Annotated in this window: 21 protein-coding genes and 5 pseudogenes; 18 read left to right on the top strand and 8 right to left on the bottom strand. The window is 53.7% G+C overall.

All coding sequences use genetic code 11. The annotated features are described in order from the left end of the window. A partial coding sequence (locus tag HLB35_RS07920; protein ID WP_171702143.1) for an AAA family ATPase occupies nt 1–1,263 on the top strand: 1,263 nt, incomplete at its 5' end. Between the two features lie 37 nt (nt 1,264–1,300). Here HLB35_RS07920 and HLB35_RS07915 read toward each other — a convergent pair. Then, entirely contained in the window at nt 1,301–1,933 is a 633-nt protein-coding gene (locus HLB35_RS07915) for an IS200/IS605 family accessory protein TnpB-related protein (RefSeq protein WP_216601437.1), read from the bottom strand. A 119-nt stretch (nt 1,934–2,052) separates the two neighbouring features. On the opposite strand from HLB35_RS07915, the pseudogene HLB35_RS07910 reads away from it, so the two are divergent. Further along, a pseudogene (locus HLB35_RS07910) lies at nt 2,053–3,180 on the top strand (IS110 family RNA-guided transposase). Nucleotides 3,181–3,403: 223 nt separating this feature from the next. Here HLB35_RS07910 and HLB35_RS17150 read toward each other — a convergent pair. Then, the gene (locus HLB35_RS17150; RefSeq protein WP_235937043.1) at nt 3,404–3,670 is read right to left on the bottom strand and encodes a hypothetical protein; all 267 of its coding nucleotides are present in this window, start codon (nt 3,668–3,670) and stop codon (nt 3,404–3,406) included. On the opposite strand from HLB35_RS17150, the gene HLB35_RS18850 reads away from it, so the two are divergent. Together HLB35_RS18850 and HLB35_RS07900 are read left to right on the top strand one after the other, a co-directional pair. Continuing rightward, on the top strand, nt 3,572–3,787 hold the full coding sequence (locus HLB35_RS18850) for a transposase (protein ID WP_422822436.1): 216 nt from the start codon (nt 3,572–3,574) through the stop codon (nt 3,785–3,787). The genes HLB35_RS17150 and HLB35_RS18850 overlap by 99 nt on opposite strands. Nucleotides 3,788–3,840: 53 nt before the next feature. Beyond that, nucleotides 3,841–4,978, top strand: a pseudogene (locus HLB35_RS07900) (IS3 family transposase); the annotation flags it as partial. Here the strand turns inward: HLB35_RS07900 and HLB35_RS18845 are convergent. The 3 genes from HLB35_RS18845 to HLB35_RS19105 are packed head-to-tail and all read right to left on the bottom strand — an operon-like array spanning nt 4,972 to nt 6,111. Next, entirely contained in the window at nt 4,972–5,529 is a 558-nt protein-coding gene (locus HLB35_RS18845) for an IS3 family transposase (RefSeq protein ID WP_422822435.1), read from the bottom strand. The pseudogene HLB35_RS07900 and the gene HLB35_RS18845 sit on opposite strands and share 7 nt — an antisense overlap. Then, nucleotides 5,510–5,842, bottom strand: a complete 333-nt coding sequence (locus tag HLB35_RS07890) for a transposase (RefSeq protein WP_171702142.1) — start codon at nt 5,840–5,842, stop codon at nt 5,510–5,512. The genes HLB35_RS18845 and HLB35_RS07890 overlap by 20 nt, the downstream gene beginning before the upstream one ends. A gap of 53 nt (nt 5,843–5,895) precedes the next feature. Beyond that, nucleotides 5,896–6,111, bottom strand: a complete 216-nt coding sequence (locus HLB35_RS19105) for a transposase (protein ID WP_422822436.1) — start codon at nt 6,109–6,111, stop codon at nt 5,896–5,898. Here HLB35_RS19105 and HLB35_RS17145 point away from each other — a divergent pair. The 12 genes and pseudogenes from HLB35_RS17145 to HLB35_RS17120 all read left to right on the top strand — a co-directional run bounded on the left by HLB35_RS17145 (nt 6,013) and on the right by HLB35_RS17120 (nt 15,660). Then, nucleotides 6,013–6,279, top strand: a complete 267-nt coding sequence (locus HLB35_RS17145; protein ID WP_235937043.1) for a hypothetical protein — start codon at nt 6,013–6,015, stop codon at nt 6,277–6,279. The genes HLB35_RS19105 and HLB35_RS17145 overlap by 99 nt on opposite strands. A 139-nt stretch (nt 6,280–6,418) precedes the next feature. Continuing rightward, nucleotides 6,419–6,682 (top strand): AbrB/MazE/SpoVT family DNA-binding domain-containing protein, encoded by a 264-nt coding sequence (locus HLB35_RS07880; protein WP_171702140.1) that lies wholly within the window; start codon nt 6,419–6,421, stop codon nt 6,680–6,682. Continuing rightward, nucleotides 6,679–7,041: a type II toxin-antitoxin system PemK/MazF family toxin gene (locus HLB35_RS07875; protein ID WP_171702139.1), complete on the top strand. Its 363-nt coding sequence runs from the start codon at nt 6,679–6,681 to the stop codon at nt 7,039–7,041. The genes HLB35_RS07880 and HLB35_RS07875 overlap by 4 nt, the downstream gene beginning before the upstream one ends. A gap of 100 nt (nt 7,042–7,141) precedes the next feature. After that, nucleotides 7,142–7,771 carry an AAA family ATPase gene (locus HLB35_RS17140; RefSeq protein ID WP_235937042.1) on the top strand — a complete coding sequence of 210 codons (630 nt, stop codon included), beginning with the start codon at nt 7,142–7,144 and terminating at the stop codon, nt 7,769–7,771. Then, a complete protein-coding gene (locus HLB35_RS19100) occupies nt 7,717–8,715 on the top strand; it encodes a PD-(D/E)XK nuclease domain-containing protein (protein WP_328731351.1) in 999 nt (332 codons plus the stop codon). Before HLB35_RS17140 ends, HLB35_RS19100 begins: the two co-directional genes overlap by 55 nt. A gap of 824 nt (nt 8,716–9,539) precedes the next feature. Beyond that, nucleotides 9,540–11,143 (top strand): annotated as a pseudogene (locus tag HLB35_RS07865) (polysaccharide biosynthesis protein). Further along, a complete protein-coding gene (locus HLB35_RS17125) occupies nt 11,140–11,436 on the top strand; it encodes a hypothetical protein (RefSeq protein WP_235937038.1) in 297 nt (98 codons plus the stop codon). Before HLB35_RS07865 ends, HLB35_RS17125 begins: the two are co-directional and overlap by 4 nt. Before the next feature lie 263 nt (nt 11,437–11,699). After that, complete coding sequence (locus HLB35_RS07860) at nt 11,700–13,271, top strand: ATP-binding protein (protein WP_171702138.1); 1,572 nt, start codon at nt 11,700–11,702, stop codon at nt 13,269–13,271. A gap of 366 nt (nt 13,272–13,637) precedes the next feature. Beyond that, nucleotides 13,638–14,069 carry a hypothetical protein gene (locus HLB35_RS16465; protein WP_216601436.1) on the top strand — a complete coding sequence of 144 codons (432 nt, stop codon included), beginning with the start codon at nt 13,638–13,640 and terminating at the stop codon, nt 14,067–14,069. A 321-nt stretch (nt 14,070–14,390) separates the two neighbouring features. After that, nucleotides 14,391–14,642, top strand: a pseudogene (locus HLB35_RS17850) (AbiEi antitoxin N-terminal domain-containing protein); the annotation flags it as partial. A gap of 3 nt (nt 14,643–14,645) precedes the next feature. Next, entirely contained in the window at nt 14,646–15,161 is a 516-nt protein-coding gene (locus HLB35_RS07850) for a type IV toxin-antitoxin system AbiEi family antitoxin domain-containing protein (protein WP_268895896.1), read from the top strand. After that, nucleotides 15,151–15,660, top strand: a complete 510-nt coding sequence (locus HLB35_RS17120; protein WP_235937037.1) for a nucleotidyl transferase AbiEii/AbiGii toxin family protein — start codon at nt 15,151–15,153, stop codon at nt 15,658–15,660. The genes HLB35_RS07850 and HLB35_RS17120 overlap by 11 nt, the downstream gene beginning before the upstream one ends. Here the strand turns inward: HLB35_RS17120 and HLB35_RS18830 are convergent. Beyond that, on the bottom strand, nt 15,621–15,893 hold the full coding sequence (locus HLB35_RS18830; RefSeq protein ID WP_422822432.1) for an RNA-guided endonuclease InsQ/TnpB family protein: 273 nt from the start codon (nt 15,891–15,893) through the stop codon (nt 15,621–15,623). The two genes, HLB35_RS17120 and HLB35_RS18830, sit on opposite strands and share 40 nt — an antisense overlap. Before the next feature lie 235 nt (nt 15,894–16,128). Here HLB35_RS18830 and HLB35_RS07835 point away from each other — a divergent pair. Further along, a pseudogene (locus HLB35_RS07835) lies at nt 16,129–16,725 on the top strand (AAA family ATPase); the annotation flags it as partial. 123 nt (nt 16,726–16,848) lie between these two features. Here the strand turns inward: HLB35_RS07835 and HLB35_RS07830 are convergent. Both HLB35_RS07830 and HLB35_RS07825 read right to left on the bottom strand, forming a co-directional pair. After that, complete coding sequence (locus HLB35_RS07830; protein WP_171702134.1) at nt 16,849–17,229, bottom strand: helix-turn-helix domain-containing protein; 381 nt, start codon at nt 17,227–17,229, stop codon at nt 16,849–16,851. 4 nt (nt 17,230–17,233) lie between these two features. Then, on the bottom strand, nt 17,234–17,536 hold the full coding sequence (locus tag HLB35_RS07825; RefSeq protein ID WP_171702133.1) for a type II toxin-antitoxin system HigB family toxin: 303 nt from the start codon (nt 17,534–17,536) through the stop codon (nt 17,234–17,236). Between the two features lie 234 nt (nt 17,537–17,770). Here HLB35_RS07825 and HLB35_RS07820 point away from each other — a divergent pair, with 234 nt between their 5' ends. Then, nucleotides 17,771–18,961, top strand: coding sequence for an RNA-guided endonuclease TnpB family protein (locus HLB35_RS07820; RefSeq protein WP_216601454.1), 1,191 nt, complete (start codon nt 17,771–17,773; stop codon nt 18,959–18,961). The last annotated feature ends 147 nt before the right edge of the window (nt 18,962–19,108 follow it).

The raw sequence follows: 19,108 nt of genomic DNA, 5'->3' as shown, positions 1-19,108 counted from the left end.
TTGTTTTGGGTGGCCAATGGGCTCAAGGCTATCGTCGCTCTGGGGGAAGGCGGGTTCGTTGAAGTGGCGGCGGATCATATGAGACGCCAACTCCACGGCAATTTTCACGAAGTCGCCCATATCCAGGCAGGCCAACGGGTTGTAGTGTTAATTGACGAATACGACAAGCCGATTCTGGATAACCTGCTCAACGCTGAGCTTGCCCGAGAGATGCGCGAGGGGCTGAAAAACCTTTACAGCGTACTAAAGGATGCCGATCCCCACCTGCACTTTGTGTTGCTGACTGGCGTCTCTAAATTCAGCAAGGTCAGCCTGTTTTCAGGGCTGAACAATCTCAACGATATCACCTTAGATGACCCGTATGCGGCCATTTGCGGCTATACCGATGACGATATTGATAGCGTATTTGCACCAGAACTCCGCGGTCTTGACCGCGAGGAAATCCGCCGCTGGTACAACGGCTACCGTTGGGGTGACCAGGAAGCCAGTTCGGTCTATAACCCCTTTGACGTGCTATTGCTATTACAGAAACGCAAATTCAGCCCCTACTGGTTTGAAACAGCCACGCCAACCTTTCTTGTCGATGTGCTGAAAGAGGGCGGTGTCTTTACTCCCCAATTGGAACGTCTTCAGGTACGTGAGCAACTGCTAGGGCGATTTGACATAGACGATATCGCCACTGAGGCATTGCTGTTTCAAACTGGCTATCTCACCATTCATGCAGTGGAAGAGCCACTCACCGGCTATTGGCTTTATACGTTGGGCTATCCCAATCTTGAAGTGGAAAGCAGCTTGAATCAGGCCCTGCTACCAACACTAGGTGTCAAGGAGCATCAGGAACACCATCTGCATCTGCTACAAGCGCTCCAACAGCCCAACTGGCAGCAACTTGAAACACACCTGAAAGCCCTCTACGCTGGTTTACCCCATGACTGGTACCGCAATAACCCGATTGCTCAATATGAGGGACACTATGCCAGCGTCTTCTACAGCCATTTTGCCGCCCTGGGCGTGGGCGTGACGGTAGAAGATGCCAGCAGCAAAGGCAAAGTCGATATGACCGTCGACTTTGGCGGCCAACTCTACCTATTTGAATTCAAGGTAGTGGAACAGGAACCCCAAGGTAAGGCGCTGGAACAGATCAAAGCTAAAGGCTATGCCGACAAGTACCTTGCCCGCGGCAAGCCTATTCACCTAGTGGGGATCGAGTTTTCCAGTACCGAACGACAGATCACAGCGTTTGATGTAGAGACGATGTCATAGGCGGGGGCCAGACATGGGGTCCTCTGGTCCGGGTAGATCAGACTCCAATTCTTGAACCCTCCGACGATTCATTCAAAAGAATCGAATCGCGGATTCTGATCACTCTCACGCGCTTTGCGGCCAAAGCGCGGACAGCGTCACCGGGGTTCGGGGTTCGCGGTGCATGGGCCGACGTCTGCGACCTCACACGGGCGGTCGGCTTGCGCTGACCACCCTGGAAAAACACATGGCCGCGTGCGGCGATGTTGTAAGCATTCAGATCGGCATGGTAGCGTTTACCGGTACTGAATGTGCACTGGCTATAGTTGCTCTTATCACGCTTCACCGGCCCCGATCCGTCAAATGCCTGGCTGGGCGTTCCTCGGGCATACACCGCCACGAAACGCAATCCCGCCTCGACGGCTTTACTGTCAATGCGCGTCACGAGCTGGCGATGAAACCAGCGGTGAAACCGCGCTTTCATCGGTGTACGCTTCTTGCCCGCTTTGGGGCGCCAACCCTTCAGATTCTCGACCGCGATACCCTCGCAGCCATGGTCAAGTGCCAAGTTCACCAACTGACGGCTGATTTGATGGGCTTGATTGTCCGCCAGGTGAGTGAGCCGTTGGTGATCAGGCCGACAGAAGCCTGGCGGCAACCGGCTGCCGTGCCGGGTTTGCTTCTTAGACATGATGGATTGACCTACCCCGCCTCAACGTCGTGGGTTACGTTGAAGGGGTAAAGCCAGACAACACAGAGCCACTATTGAGGAGGCAGGTCATGAAACAGTCTAACGCAACTCAGCAAGCCATAGTAGAACACACTGTCACCGAGCGCCTCAGCGCCGCCAGCGACGTCCATGCTGCCTACATCGGCCTGGACGTGCACAAGGCGAGCATCTCCGTGGCCATCGCCGAGGCGGGGCGTCAGGCGCCCGAGTTCCGCGGCGAGATCCCCAACGCGCCTCAGGCCATCGATAAACTGGTCCACCCGTTGAGCCAGCACTTCGACGGGCAGCCCTTGCTGTTTAGCTACGAGGCGGGTCCCTGCGGCTACGGGGTCTATCACCAGGTTCAGGCTAGCGGCCATGACTGTGAGGTGGTCGCCCCGACCCTGATCCCCTAACGTGCCGGGGATCGCGTCAAGACCGACCGGCGAGACGCGAAGATGTTGGCACGGCTATCGCGTTCCGGTGAGCTGACGCCGGTATGGGTGCCCACCCCTGAACAGGAGGCGATCCGTGACCTGACGCGAGCCCGCGAGGACATGAAAGCGATCGAGCTCAAGGCACGGCAACGCCTGGGTGCCTTCCTGCTGCGCCATGGCCAGGTCTATGCCGGCAAGAGCAAGTGGACGCAGACGCACTTCCGCTGGCTGGAAACGGTACGCTTCGACAACCCCGTTCAGCAGATCGTGCTGGAGGAATATGTTGATGCTGTGAAGGAGGCCCAGCGCCGCGTGGCCGGCCTGGAAAAGCAGATGACAGCGGCTCTGCCGAGCTGGTCGCTGGCCCCGGTGGTCGAGGCGCTGATGGCGATGCGCGGCGTGAGCCTGATCACGGCGATGACGGTACTCGCCGAACTCGGTGACATCAGCCGCTTCGACTCACCCCGCCAGCTGATGGCCTACCTGGGCCTGGTGCCAAGCGAGCACTCCAGCGGCGGCAGCCGGCGGCAGGGCGGCATCACCAAGACCGGCAACGGTCACGTGCGACGTGTCCTGGTGGAAGCTGCCTGGAGCTATCGCTTTCCAGCGCGCAAGACGCACACCATTCAACGGCGAGCGGAGAAGGCCTCGCCAGCGGTGCAAGTCATTGCCTGGGAAGCACAGAAACGCCTGTGTGGGCGTTACCGTTGTCTGGCCGCCACCGGCAAAGTCAAGCAACAAGTCACCACGGCCGTGGCGCGAGAGCTGGCCGGATTCCTGTGGGCTGCCTGATACATCAAGGTTGGCCTGTGCAAGCACCTTGCTTGATAGGCGAACCGCTGCGCTATTGCCCCACCGTTTAATTTCGCTATCCATTCTGATACTCCAATGTAGCCACTTATCTAGTCACTTTAGCTTTTGGGACGATATGTGTCAACAATAGTATCTACAAAGCCAGCTCGAAAGCTCTGCGCATGATCGACTAGGAGGCTGTCCGAGAATGGTGCGATATAGGCTATGATGGTGCTTTCAACTTCAAAAAGTCAAAACCGTCGCTATGAATGTCCCTCCGTTCAAAGACAGCCCGATCGAAGCGAACCAACATCTCTTGTTTCCCAGCAATCTCTTTGATTTGTTGGCCGACGACCATGACTGCTTTCTTTATGAAGAGCTCTTCAAGCAGATCGATACCACCGCGGTCGAGCAACAATACAGCCATCTTGGCCAGCGGGCCTACCACCCCCGCCTGATCGTCTCTCTGCTCATTTATGCGTATAGCCATGGCGTGTTCAGTTCCCGTGACATTCAAAGGCGCTGCCAGCAGGATTTGGCGTTCATGTACATCGCGCAGATGCAGTGTCCGGACTTTCGTGTACTTAGCCCGCTGAAGTGGTTATAGTTTCCCGGACACACAGACGCAGATAAAATTATCTGCCCATCAAGGTGTGTGTCATGAGTCAGAAGAAAAGTAATTCTTATACAGCTGAATTTAGAGAATCTGCCGTCAAACTAGCGGTGGAGTCCGGTCAACCGGTCGCCCAGTCCGCACGCGAGTTAGGTGTTAACGTCAACACGCTGCATACCTGGATGAGTAAGCTCCATGATAAGCAGACGAGTGAGGCAAGTGGTGTGGTTGATGACAAACACCTGTATGAAGAATTGAAGCAACTCCGGCGTGAAAATGCTCGGCTGAAGGAAGAGCGAGCTCTGTTAAAAAAGGCGGCCGCCTTCTTCGCCAAAGAATCAACCTGAGATATGCGTTCATCGAGGAACATCGGGGTAGGTTTAGCACCGCCCTTATGTGCCGAGTGTTTGAGGTATCTCGCAGTGGCTATTACGAGTGGCGAACCAGACCGCCTAGTCAGCGAGCCCAGGATGATCAGGCGTTGAAGGCCAGTATTCGTGAACATCATGAAAAGAGCCGTTCCACCTATGGCACACGGCGTATTCAAAAAAACTAGCCGAAGACGGTAAGATCGTAAGCCGCCGTCGAATCGGCCGATTGATGGATGAAGAGGGTCTTGAATGCAAGATGCGGCGCAAGTTCAAAGCGACGACTAACTCGAAGCATAACAAGCCGGTCGCCCCGAACCTGTTGGACCGTAATTTTACGGCATCAGAGCTTAATCAGGCTTATGTTGGCGACATCACTTATGTCGCAACACGGGAGGGCTGGCTGTACCTTGCTGTCTTCATTGACCTTTGCTCACGTGCAGTTGTCGGGTGGTCCATGGATAGCCGGATGCCGGCAGCATTAGTGAACGACGCGCTGACCATGGCGATCTTTAAACGTCGGCCAGAAGCTGGTCTGCTAGTTCATAGTGACCGTGGCAGCCAATATGCTTCGGATAGCTTCCAGGGCTTGCTCAAACAGCATGAATTCAAGTGCAGCATGAGCCGCAAGGGTAGCTGTTGGGACAACGCCCCGTCAGAAAGCTTCTTTCATACGCTGAAGACCGAGCTGGTGTATCACGAGGACTTCAAAACGCGAGAGGAAGCAAGACAGGCGATTTTCGAGTATATCGAGGTGTTTTATAACCGGGTGCGGTTGCACTCTAGCAACGACTATATGAGTCCAGCGGACTATGAATCGAGACCAGCTTCTGGCCGACGTTTAAAGATCGCCATGGTCAGCGCGTCGTTCACTAATGCTGCCGGCATCCGGCTATCCATGGACCACCCGACAACTGCACGTGAGCAAAGGTCAATGAAGACAGCAAGGTACAGCCAGCCCTCCCGTGTTGCGACATAAGTGATGTCGCCAACATAAGCCTGATTAAGCTCTGATGCCGTAAAATTACGGTCCAACAGGTTCGGGGCGACCGGCTTGTTATGCTTCGAGTTAGTCGTCGCTTTGAACTTGCGCCGCATCTTGCATTCAAGACCCTCTTCATCCATCAATCGGCCGATTCGACGGCGGCTTACGATCTTACCGTCTTCGGCTAGTTTTTTTTGAATACGCCGTGTGCCATAGGTGGAACGGCTCTTTTCATGATGTTCACGAATACTGGCCTTCAACGCCTGATCATCCTGGGCTCGCTGACTAGGCGGTCTGGTTCGCCACTCGTAATAGCCACTGCGAGATACCTCAAACACTCGGCACATAAGGGCGGTGCTAAACCTACCCCGATGTTCCTCGATGAACGCATATCTCAGGTTGATTCTTTGGCGAAGAAGGCGGCCGCCTTTTTTTTAACAGAGCTCGCTCTTCCTTCAGCCGAGCATTTTCACGCCGGAGTTGCTTCAATTCTTCATACAGGTGTTTGTCATCAACCACACCACTTGCCTCACTCGTCTGCTTATCATGGAGCTTACTCATCCAGGTATGCAGCGTGTTGACGTTAACACCTAACTCGCGTGCGGACTGGGCGACCGGTTGACCGGACTCCACCGCTAGTTTGACGGCAGATTCTCTAAATTCAGCTGTATAAGAATTACTTTTCTTCTGACTCATGACACACACCTTGATGGGCAGATAATTTTATCTGCGTCTGTGTGTCCGGGAAACTATAACCACTTCAGCGGGCTAAGTACACGAAAGTCCGGACACTGCATCTGCGCGATGTACATGAACGCCAAATCCTGCTGGCAGCGCCTTTGAATGTCACGGGAACTGAACACGCCATGGCTATACGCATAAATGAGCAGAGAGACGATCAGGCGGGGGTGGTAGGCCCGCTGGCCAAGATGGCTGTATTGTTGCTCGACCGCGGTGGTATCGATCTGCTTGAAGAGCTCTTCATAAAGAAAGCAGTCATGGTCGTCGGCCAACAAATCAAAGAGATTGCTGGGAAACAAGAGATGTTGGTTCGCTTCGATCGGGCTGTCTTTGAACGGAGGGACATTCATAGCGACGGTTTTGACTTTTTGAAGTTGAAAGCACCATCATAGCCTATATCGCACCATTCTCGGACAGCCTCCTAGTCGATCATGCGCAGAGCTTTCGAGCTGGCTTTGTAGATACTATTGTTGACACATATCGTCCCAAAAGCTAAAGTGACTAGATAAGTGGCTACATTGGAGTATCAGAATGGATAGCGAAATTAAACGGTGGGGCAATAGCGCAGCGGTTCGCCTATCAAGCAAGGTGCTTGCACAGGCCAACCTTGATGTATCTACACCCATTAGCATTAACGTTCGTGCCGGTAAAATCGTCATCGAACCGCTGGTTAAGAAGCGTAAAAAGCTGAAACTGCCTTTCTCAGAAGCTGAGTTGCTGCGTGGATTAACACCAGAAAGCGCCCACGCTGACGAACTAGCGATACCATCATCTGCCGAGATGGGGCATTCATGAGTAAGTATGTCCCTAAGCGGAACGACATTGTGTGGCTTGATTTTGAGCCAACGAAGGGTAAGGAAATTGGCAAATATCGACCCGCTCTAGTTTTGTCTTCTGAGGAATATAACAAACAGAGTGGCTTGATGATCTGCTGCCCAATTAGCACCAGTGTACGTGGTAGTGTAACAGAGGTTCCCGTTAGTAACCTGGAACAGCCTAGTGTTGTTGCGGCAAGCCTTATTCAAACGCTCGCGTGGCGAGATCGGAAGGTGAAATTCATTGTTTGCGCAGAGCGGGGCGTAATGGATGAAGTTCTGGTAAGGCTGATCCCACTAATTGGGGCTGACAGCGTTATAGAAAAATTTGTTGAATAGGAAAAGGAACGCGAGACGAAGTGGTTTCAAGTGGCAGCTCATCAACGTGCTAAGCTAATATGTATCAAGCCGTTGCCTTCTCTGAACCTCAGGAAATCCTATGTCCTCGGTCCAACATCGCAAACTGCCTATCGGGATTCAGACCTTTTCGGATATACGTGAAGGGGGCTACTACTACGTCGATAAAACGCCGTTCATAGAGAAACTGGTCAACCAGAACAAGTATTACTTCCTCTCCCGCCCGCGGCGGTTTGGCAAAAGCCTGCTGTTGGATACCCTGCGCTGTCTGTTTGAAGGCCGAGAAGCACTGTTTGAAGGGCTTTATATTCACGACAAGTGGGACTGGCAAGAACATTACCCGGTGGTGCGCGTCAGCTTTTCCAACGGAGTGGTTAGCAGCCGCCAGGATCTGGATGCAAATATTCGCTACCAACTCCAGCAACAGCGCGCCCATCTGGGCATTGAAGCAACGCCACCTGCAAGGATTGCCGACGATTTTGCCAGCGTGATTGAAAACGCTCACCGTATCCATGGCCAGCGGGTGGTGGTGCTGATTGACGAATACGACAAACCGGTTCTGGATAATATCCTCGATACCGACCGGGCGCATGAACTGCGCGAGGGGCTAAAAACCCTTACAGCGTACTCAAGGACGCGGACCCACACTTGCATTTTGTGCTCCTCACTGGGGTATCTAAATTCAGCAAGGTCAGCCTCTTCTCGGGGCTGAACAACCTCAGGGACATCACCTTATCATCCGACTATGCCGCTATCTGCGGCTATACCGATCACGATATCGATACGGTGTTTGCACCGGCGCTCGTCGACCTTGGCCGCGAAGAAATCCGCCGCTGGTATAACGGCTACCGTTGGGGAGGGCAGGAAGCTCCGAGTGTTTACAACCCTTTTGATGTTCTTCTATTGCTTGAAGAGCGTGAATTCGGCCCCTACTGGTTTGAAAGTGCTACCCCGACGTTTCTGGTCAACCTATTGAAAGAGCGCGGCATATTCACACCGGCGCTGACGGCTTGGCACAGCCGGCCCGCATTGCTCAGCCGCTTTGATGTGGATGATATCGCCACTGATGCCTTACTCTTCCAAACAGGTTATCTGACGCTGCAAGGGGTTCATGAAGAAGTCCCCCATCGTCCGCTTTATAAACTGGGTTTACCGAACCTGGAAGTGGAAATCAGCCTCAACGAAGCCTTATTGCCTATTCTTGGACTAAGCCACCACACGTTTGATGAACTGGTATTCCGCTTGCCGCGTTTATTGAAAGCTGCTGATATGGCGGGTCTTGAAGCACATATGAAATCTCTTTATGCGGGCTTGCCCCACGACTGGTACCGCAACAACCCGATTGCCCAATATGAAGGCCATTATGCCAGCGTCTTCTACAGCCATTTTGCCGCCCTGGGCGTGGGCGTCATCGTCGAAGATGCCAGCCACAAAGGCAAAGTCGATATGACCGTCGACTTTGGCGGCCATATCTACCTGTTTGAATTCAAGGTTGTGGAACAGGAACCCAAAGGCAAGGCGCTGGAGCAGGTCAAAGCCAAAGGCTATGCCGACAAGTACCTTGCCCGCGGCAAGCCTATTCACCTGGTGGGGATCGAGTTTTCCAGTACCGAACGCCAGATCACAGCGTTTGATGTAGAGACACTGGCACCATAAGCTTGCGTACTCTATATCGAGTAGGAGAGGGATAGCCTCCCCGTCCTCTCACACCACGGGCGTACATATATGGAGTCCACCTCGTTTGCAAGCATGAGGCACGATCGGCGGTAGGTACGACTGCACACGTATATCCGTCCGTGGCTGCATCAAGACGTTCAGCGGTACCATGCTCAACACCTTTCGAGAGATTTATATTAGACTGTTTCATGACCTGCCCCCTCAATAGTGGCTCTGTGTTGTCTGGCTTTACCCCTTCATCAACGTAACCCACGACGTTGAGGCGGGGTAGGTCAATCCATCATGTCTAGATTGTGTACAGGTGATAGCTGCTCATGAACATGCATAGCAAAGTGTAAGAGATATCTTACAAAGCGGTAAGACTTTAAAGTACTCAATTGTAGTCACACAGGAGAAAGTGTTTTTCTCCTGCATCACGCCGACCAGCCCAGTAGACGCTATTTACAAATGGTGTGGCGAGCGCTTTGCAAAATATTATAGTATGTTGCAAAGACGGTAACGCGTGAGCAGCATGTGAGTGTCACGCGATTCACGCCGCGCCGCAAAATGATAATTTTTATAAATAATATCAGCCGCTTACATCGCTATTAGCGGCTAACTTATGGTTTTTGGGGAACTAAGAAAAAACGTAAACTTATATTTTGCTCGATAATTTTTTAAAATTTTCAGCTTTTTCAAGGACAGAAACTTTGGATATTTTCTCGCTTCTGCTTGCACCACTCTTCAAGCTTCCCCGCACGTACAAGCGCGTCATTCAGTTAGCCGTTGATAGCGCGCTTATCATCACCAGTTTTTTCCTGGCGATGTTGCTGCGCTTAGATACCTGGTCCTTCATCACAGTGCCCAGAGTATGGTGGGTACTCCCAGTGCTACTGCCTGTCAGCCTGATTATCTTTATTCGGCTGGGGTTCTACCGTGCGGTGATCCGCTACATGGGCATGCACGCCTTCCAAACGGTCGCCATCGGCATCGGCGCGTCAGCAGTGTCATTGATCGCTGTCAATTATATGATGCAGCTGCCCGTACCGCGTTCCGTACCGTTTATTTACGCCATGCTGGCTCTGCTGACCATTGGTGGAGCGCGTTTCGTCCTTAGAGCTCTTTACCTCAAAAACCAGTTACGCTACAAAGAACGTGTTCTAGTTTACGGGGCAGGAACCTCTGGCCGGCAATTGGTCGTATCTCTCAGCCATGGCCGAGAACACGAACCCGTTGCTTTTATCGATGACAGCAGCGCGCTAAACGGGGCCTTTATACAAGGGTTGAAGGTCTACCCGCCCCACCGGATCAACAACATTGTCGAACGCTACGGGGTTGATAAGATTCTGCTGGCCATGCCCAGCGTGAGCCGTGCACGGCGGCGGGAAATTTTACAGGTGCTGGAACCGCTGTCAGTGCCTGTTCAGAGCGTGCCCAGCACCTCAGACCTAGTATCCGGCAAAGCCCGCGTGTCAGAGCTGCGTGATGTGGCGGTGGAGGACCTGCTTGGCCGCGATCCCGTACCCGCAGACCCGGATCTGCTCAGCGCTAATATCCGTTCCAAAACAGTCATGGTCACCGGCGCCGGCGGGTCTATCGGCAGTGAGTTATGCCGGCAGATTCTCTACCAACAGCCGCGCCAGCTGTTGCTGCTGGAAATTTCCGAATACGGGCTTTACCAGATTGAGGCAGAGCTTTTGGCCCTTGCCAAAACCAACGGTATCGATATCACCATTCGCGCGCTGCAAGGGTCTGTTCAGCACCGCTCACGCCTGGAAGCCATTATGCGCTTCTTTCATGTTGACACCGTCTACCATGCAGCGGCATACAAGCATGTGCCCATGGTTGAGCACAACATGATTGAAGGGCTCAGCAATAACGTCCTGGGCACCCTGGCCTGTGCACAGGCGGCGATTGCCGCGGGCGTTAATGCCTTCACCCTGATTTCCACTGATAAAGCAGTGCGCCCCACCAATGTCATGGGGGCCAGCAAGCGTCTTGCCGAGCTGGTGTGCCAGGCGCTGGGAGAGAAACAAGACACCACGCTGTTTTCAATGGTGCGCTTTGGCAACGTCTTGGGCTCCAGCGGCTCGGTGGTACCTCTTTTCCGCCGCCAGATTGCTGAAGGGGGCCTGTCACCGTCACCCACCCCAACATCACTCGCTACTTCATGACTATTCCCGAAGCCGCCCAACTGGTGATTCAGGCCGGTGCCATGGCCCGCGGTGGCGATGTCTTCGTGCTGGATATGGGCGAGCCTGTGAAAATTGCCGAGTTGGCGTCTCATATGATCCGGCTGTCAGGCCTGGAACCTGCCTTCCCCCAGAGCGACGATAGCCTTGAGCCCATTGGCCACCCAAAACAAGGGGATATTGAGATTCGGTTCACCGGCCTGCGCCCGGGGAGAAGCTCTATGAAGAACTGTTGATTGGGGATAATGTCAGTGAAACTGCTCACTCACGCATCATGACAGCCCATGAAAGACGCTTACCCTGGCACGAACTCACCGCCCTACTCGACCGCCTGCAGCTAGCCTGCGATCATTTTGATCACCAGGCACTGCGCAGTGTGCTGCTTGAAGCTCCGCTCGACTACCGGCCCTCAGGTGAAATTGCTGACTGGTTATGGCAACAAGACAAGCCCATCGCCCCAACGCTGACACCCTCTGTCATGAGCTCCGTAGACAACATGCCAATAGCAGCCAACACGGCTTACCGATGAAACAACGTGACACACCCCGCCTGCGCTTCGCGCTTAGCACACTCCGCGTAAACCTTCGCCCAATCGAGGGTGTCACAAAAGCTTTTTGGGACCTTCAATTTCAGCGCAGAATTCTGTGTATTTGCGCCTACGCACAATGGGATTTAATAAAAAGTGCATGCAAAGGTTTGATCTTAAAAGTATTGCCAGAAGCCTATTTGATTGCCGGATGAATAAGCTAATATGTGTCGAGCCGTTTCCTTCTCTGAGCCTCAGGAAATCCTATGTCCTCGGTCCAACATCGCAAACTGCCTATCGGAATTCAGACTTTTTCGGATATACGTGAAGGGGGCTATTACTACGTCGATAAAACACCGTTCATAGAGAAACTGGTCAACCAGAACAAGTATTACTTTCTCTCCCGCCCGCGCAGGTTTGGTAAGAGCCTACTACTCGACACTCTGCGCTGCTTGTTCGAGGGCCGCCAGTCGCTGTTCGAGGGACTCCACATCCACGACGACTGGGATTGGCAGCAGACTTACCCAGTGATCCGTCTGAGCTTTGGCGATGGCATGCTCACCAGTCGCGATGCTCTCGACATCCACACCCACGAACTACTCAATGCCCAAGCTGAGGCGCAAGGCGTCTCTCTACGCAACACCTCCATTGCTGGCCGCTTTCGGGAGCTGATTCACCAAACCCATCGGCGCCATGGCCAACGAGCAGTGGTGCTGATCGACGAATACGATAAGCCCATCCTCGACAATATCCTGGCACACGAGCGTGCCCGAGAGCTACGCGAGGGACTGAAAAACCTCTACAGCGTGATCAAGGACGCTGATCCTCACCTGCACCTGGTGCTGATCACTGGGGTCTCTAAGTTCAGCAAGGTCAGCCTGTTTTCGGGGCTGAACAACCTCAGGGACATCACCTTATCATCCGACTATGCCACTATCTGCGGCTATACCGATCACGATATCGATACGGTGTTTGCACCGGCGCTCGCCGACCTTGACCGCGAAGAGATCCGCCGCTGGTATAACGGCTACCATTGGGGAGGGCAGGAAGCCCCAAGTGTTTACAATCCTTTTGATGTTCTTCTATTGCTTGAAGAGCGTGAATTCGGCCCCTACTGGTTTGAAAGTGCTACCCCGACGTTTCTGGTCAACCTATTGAAAGAGCGCGGCATATTCACACCGGCGCTGACGGCTTGGCACAGCCGGCCCGCATTGCTCAGCCGCTTTGATGTGGATGATATCGCCACTGATGCCTTACTCTTCCAAACAGGTTATCTGACGCTGCAAGGGGTTCATGAAGAAGTCCCCCATCGTCCGCTTTATAAACTGGGTTTACCGAACCTGGAAGTGGAAATCAGCCTCAACGAAGCCTTATTGCCTATTCTTGGACTAAGCCACCACACGTTTGATGAACTGGTATTCCGCTTGCCGCGTTTATTGAAAGCTGCTGATATGGCGGGTCTTGAAGCACATATGAAATCTCTTTATGCGGGCTTGCCCCACGACTGGTACCGCAACAACCCGATTGCCCAATATGAAGGCCATTATGCCAGCGTCTTCTACAGCCATTTTGCCGCCCTGGGCGTGGGCGTCATCGTCGAAGATGCCAGCCACAAAGGCAAAGTCGATATGACCGTCGACTTTGGCGGCCAACTCTACCTATTTGAATTCAAGGTAGTGGAACAGGAACCCCAAGGTAAGGCGCTGGAACAGATCAAAGCTAAAGGCTATGCCGACAAGTACCTTGCCCGCGGCAAGCCTATTCACCTGGTGGGGATCGAGTTTTCCAGTACCGAACGACAGATCACAGCGTTTGATGTAGAGACACTGGCACCATAAGCTTGCGTACCCTACTCAACAAGCGATCTTCCATTCCGGCGCCAGGCGGCGTCAGTGCTGCTTCAGCACCTCCCTATGCGCGTCAGCTATCGGCATTTCCAACAGCTGGCTTGGCCAGGTCTCCGGCGCGTCATATTCGGACGACTCAATGATTGCTTCAGCACTCATAGCCTGGCCTCCCTACTGACGTGCAGCGATATTGCTACATTAATGCATCATATCTAGACAGGTCGCATACGTCCACTCCCCACCAGGGCTCCCGAATAATCGGTTTCATATAGACAGGTAGTTATTAACCCGGCAACCTTTCAGGTGTGAAAAAATGCATGCAACAATCTGATTTCAAATGCATTGACAGAAACCTATTTGATTGCCGGATTAATACCTAAGCGCAAGGATGTCAAGATTGCCCTGATGCGGCTACTGTATGAACGAGGTCACAGCCGCGAGCAGATCGTGAGACTGTTTAACATTATCGATTGGATGCTCCAGTTGCCCAAGGCCCTGGAACCCGAGTTTGTACAGGCGGTTAACGCCATACAGGAGGAGAAGCACATGCCTTACGTCAACACGATTGAGCGCGTTGAGCGAGAAAAAGCAGTTCAAGAAGGACGTCGGGAAACCCTTGAGGAAGCCGAACAGCGCGTAAAGGAAGCCGAGCAACGTTCGTTAGAAAGCAAACGTAATGCGGCCCGCAAGCTGATTGCACTGACCGAAATGAATGATCGGCTGATCGCAGACATCGAAGAACTGCCGGTTGAAGAAGTCGAAAAGCTGCGAGCCGAGACGCAGCACTGATCCCACCTTATCGCTACAAAAAAGCCACCTCGAATGGGCGGCCGTGTAGTGGTTTCTGGCGGTGCTTGTTGCGGTTTTTTTGAACCTTTCTGCTTCTTCGCCAACCGGCGCTGCAAGTAGGCCAGCTGCGCTTCGTAGCGTTTCAGGTGACGTGGATTGCCGGATTTTACGCCATCGCTGGTGATGAGCAGATCGCTCAGATCGAGGTCAATACCTACTGTTTTTAGCGTGATCGGGAGTGCTACTGGCGCGAAATCACACAGGCAGCTGATGAAGTAGCGCCCGGCACGGGTGCCGGGTTAAAAGAGTACTCTCGAAGCCGTCCCTCCCGGCTTCATGATTGACTCTGACTGGCTGGAACGCCATGAAATCAGCCGCTTCCTCACGCGCAAATATGTTGATCGGGGCTGGCTGGAGCGCGTGACCCGCGGTGTTTTCCTGCGCCCGGCGCCAGGCACAGGAAAACCCGATACAATCGACTGGAAGATCTGCCTGCTCTCGACACAGCACATCATGGGCTACAATGTCCATATCGGAGGCATGACAGCGCTCGCACAGCAAGGCTATAACCATTATTTGCCACTGGGCGGGAACGCTCCGGTTTGGGTCTATGGCAAAGACATACCGAGCTGGCTGGCCAGGCTACCGCTGAACGCACCTCTAGAAACGCGCACCACGCACCTTTTTTCCGATCCTGCGCTCGGTCTCACCCAGGACGACGCCGCCAGCACTCTGCCCTGGGACTGGCAACTAAGGATGTCATCGCCCGAACGAGCAATCCTGGAAGTCATGGACGAACTGCCCGACCATGAGAGCTTCCACAATCTCGACATGGTGTTTGAAAGCCTGACAACCCTGCGCCCACGCATCCTGACGGCGCTGCTTCACAGTTGCAGGAAGATCAAGGTTACGCGGCTGTTCTTCGTATTTGCTGACCATCACAACCACCAATGGCGCAAACGCCTCGACCCACAGGAGTTCAACCTCGGAAGCGGCGACCGTGCTCTGGTCAAAGGCGGCAGGATACATCCTCGTTACCGCATCATGGTGCCTAAAGAATTTGCGATAACGGAGACAGCCGATGGCGCGTGAAGCTTACGAAGCAAAGATCGCCCTGCTCGTGCACATTCTCCCCTATGTAGCCAAGGAAGACATTTTCGCCCTGAAAGGCGGTACAGCCATCAACCTATTTTACCGCGATCTGCCACGCCTGTCGGTCGATATCGACCTGACCTATATACCGGTCAAAGACCGTACCGAAAGTCTTGCCGAGATCAATGAAGTGATGGACCGCATTGCCACTGCCATCGAGCACGGCATCAGAGGCGCACAGACACAACGCATCAAAGGCGGTGGCGGTGGTGCCACCCGCGTACTAGCAAGGCTTAGAGGTTTGACATCCTCCCATCCCTTCGCGCTGACGCGATTCAGGAAGAGGATTCCCTTTCGGGTGACCACTGGTCGCCCGGTGGTCTGGTTCCTGCTGCTGGCGGCCCTACTGCACCACTCACTTCACAGGCGCTACGGGCGTCGTCCCGCCCTGATCAGGTCTTACTGGTTCGAGGCTTCGAGTAGATCGAGGCCTCGGTGAAGTACGTTGATAGCTCCCACGACATCGGCGTTTTCGGCGTAACCGCAGTGCGTGCAAAGAAAACTCGCCTGAGTCTTGCGGTTGTCTGCCGACTTGTACAAGCAGGCTGGGCAGGTCTGGCTCGTGTGATGCGGTGGCACCGCCACAAACAGGCCCCCGGTCCATGCCATCTTGTACTCAAGCTGGCGCCGAATCTCGTACCAGCCTTGGTCGAGGATCGATGCCTCTGGCATCATTAACGAGACCGGATATACGTGTGCAGTCGTACCTACCGCTCATCGTGCCTAGTGCTTGCAAACGCGGAGGACTCCATATACGTCAACAGACCCTAACCCGGCAACCTTTCAGATGTGAAAAAACGCATGCAAAGGTTTGATCTTAAAAGTATTGCCAGAAGCCTATTTGATTGCCGGATGAATAAGCTAGTATGTATCGAGCCGTTTCCTTCTCTGAGCCTCAGGAAATTCTATGTCCTCGGTCCAACATCGCAAACTGCCTATCGGAATTCAGACCTTTTCGGATATACGTGAAGGGGGCTACTACTATGTCGATAAAACGCCGTTCATAGAGACACTGGTCAACCAGAACAAGTATTACTTTCTCTCCCGCCCGCGCAGGTTTGGCAAGAGCCTGCTGCTCGATACTCTGCGCTGCTTGTTCGAGGGCCGCCAGTCGCTGTTCGAGGGACTCCACATCCACGACGACTGGGATTGGCAACAGACTCACCCAGTGATCCGTCTGAGCTTTGGCGATGGCATGCTCACCAGTCGCGATGCTCTCGACATCCACACCCACGAACTACTCAATGCTCAAGCTGAGGCGCAAGGCGTCTCTCTACGCAACACCTCCATTGCTGGCCGCTTTCGGGAGCTGATTCACCAAACCCACCGGCGCCATGGCCAACGGGCAGTGGTGCTGATCGACGAGTACGACAAACCGATTTTGAATAATATCCTCGATACCGACCGGGCGTGTGAACTGCGCGAGGGGCTGAAAAATCTCTACAGTGTGATCAAGGACGCTGATCCTCACCTGCATCTGGTGCTGATCACTGGGGTCTGTAAGCGCGACGTACAGTGGTCATGTACAAAACCTAGCGTAATATAAATAACCTGTCAAAAAGAGGCGCTACGCGCCTCGCGCTTTCCTTCCTCGCACTGAAAGTACGAGGTTTGACTCGCATTTTGATCAGGCGGAGTGAGTATCGCGTGGAGGCTTGATTAAGCTTTCAGCCGGAATACCGAACATCTCGTGTAGCTTCCAGACCATGATCAGGGTCAGGTTGCGCTTACCGTTGAGTATCTCGTAAACACGGTTGCGCTTGCCGATGGCTGGCTCCAGATCTTTAGCGGTAAGTCCCTCCTGCTCCATGCGGAACTTGATCGCCTCAATGGGATCAGGCAAGTCCACAGGGAATTGCTTTGCTTCGTAAGCTTCGACCAGGGTCAGTAGAATATCGAAGCGGTCGCCGTCCTCGGTGCCGGGTTCGGGCTCGTTGTCGAAATATGTGGATACCTCGCGCAGCACAGCCTTGTAGTCGGCCTCAGTGTGAATCGGGCGAATATTCATAGGATCACTCCACTTCAACTGTCTCGGCGTCCACTTTGTCATAATCAGCGTGGGTGCCGATGAACTTGATATAGACCGCACCGAATCGATAGGCAACGCTCACGATGAGTCGGTAGTCGTTGCCTTTGATGTCGAATACGACGCGCTTATTACCCAATATGCTAGCTTTTGGATATCTCGCCTTGATGTCATGCGAACTTCGCCACTCGGCGTGCTTTACTTCGTCGACCCAGGCCTCCAGCGAGCCTTTGGCGTCAGGATGCTGTTCCCAGAAATCCTTTAGATTTTTTGTCGATATTATTCTCATGTAGCCCCCTATACAGAGGCATACTATCCCAATTTGGGACTAACATCAACCCCGATTTAATCAAGAAACTCCATAGTCTCGTAGTCAGTACGCACCACCAGTGATGGCGGTGCTCTGCTGCTCCGCGGAGCGCTCGACAGCGGACTATATCGGACGTTGATCAAGTGCGCGTCAAACCTCGTACTTTGAGTGCGAGGAAGGATAGCGCGAGGCGCGTAGCGCCTCTTGGTTGACATGCTATATTTACTGCGTTATATCATAAACGTGACAACCGTACATCGCGCCTACCGTTATCGGTTTTATCCCACGTCTGAGCAAGCCGAGCAGCTTGCCCGGACGTTTGGCTGTGTGCGGTACGTTTACAACCACTTCCTCCGCCAGCGCACCAATGCCTGGTTCGAGCGTCAGGAACGCATGAACTATAACGCCACGGCCAAAGCGCTCACTGTTCTCAAGAAACAACCGGAAACGGCGTTTCTGGCCGAAGTATCCAATGTCTGCTTGCAGCAGTCGCTCCGACATCTGGATCGCGCGTTTAGCAACTTCTTTAAAGGCCAGGCGCGCTATCCAACTTTCAAGAAAAAGCAGCGCAAACAGTCCGCGACGTATATGGCCAACGGCTTTCGCTGGCGCGATGGTCAGCTGTGGCTGGCCAAGCACAAAGATCCACTAAGCATTCGTTGGAGCCGGTATTTTTCCGGTCAGCCGACCAGCATTACTGTCAGCTGTGACACTGCTGGCCGTTACCACGTTAGTTTCTTGGTGGAAGAAGCGGCCACACCGCTGCCCGTGACACCGAAGATGGTGGGTATCGACCTGGGGCTGACGCACCGCGTCATCACCAGCGATGGCGATAAAGTCTCCAATCCCCGCTTCCTGCGGCTTACTGAGCGCAAGCTGGCGCGGGCGCAACGAAACCTGTCCCGTAAACAGAAAGGCTCGAATAACCGTGCTAAAGCGCGGCATCGGGTGGCCAAGGCGCATGCCAAATTGGCCGATCAGCGCCGCGATGCCACCCATAAACTTTCTACGCAGCTTATTCACGAGAACCAAGTTATTGCTGCCGAAAGTTTACAGATCAAAAACATGCTGAAAAACCGCAAGCTGGCCAAGGCCATTAGCGACGTGAGCTGGCATCAACTCACGCAACAACTGGCGTACAAGGCTGAGCGGTACGGGCGCGATTTCGTCCAAATCGACAAATGGTATCCCAGCTCAAAACGCTGCTTTCACTGTGGCCATATCGCCGAGAAGATGCCGCTCAACGTGCGTACCTGGGATTGTCCAGGCTGCGGCACCCAAGGTATCGACCGCGACGTGAACGCCGCCTGCAATATTTTGCAATCGGGCAAAGCCATTCTGGCGGGAGCTGACAAGCTCCGCCAGCATGAAAAAAAAACTACCGTGGGGCTCACGGGAGGTTAAGCCTGTGGAGCTTATGTAAGACCGGCGGTGCTATCACCAAGGGCAACGGGCTGTGAAGCAGGAACCTGGAAGGCGACAACCAGGGAATCCCCTTCCTTTCCGCCGTAGGCGGCAGCTTCCTAAGAAGCTGAGGGAGGGGAGGAGGTC

Origin of the sequence: Vreelandella azerica, from assembly GCF_013112225.1 — a bacterium.
GTDB classification, from domain to species: Bacteria; Pseudomonadota; Gammaproteobacteria; order Pseudomonadales; family Halomonadaceae; genus Vreelandella; species Vreelandella azerica.
Note: the sequence above shows the minus strand (reverse complement) of the source record. Positions and strands in the feature narration are given on the sequence as shown.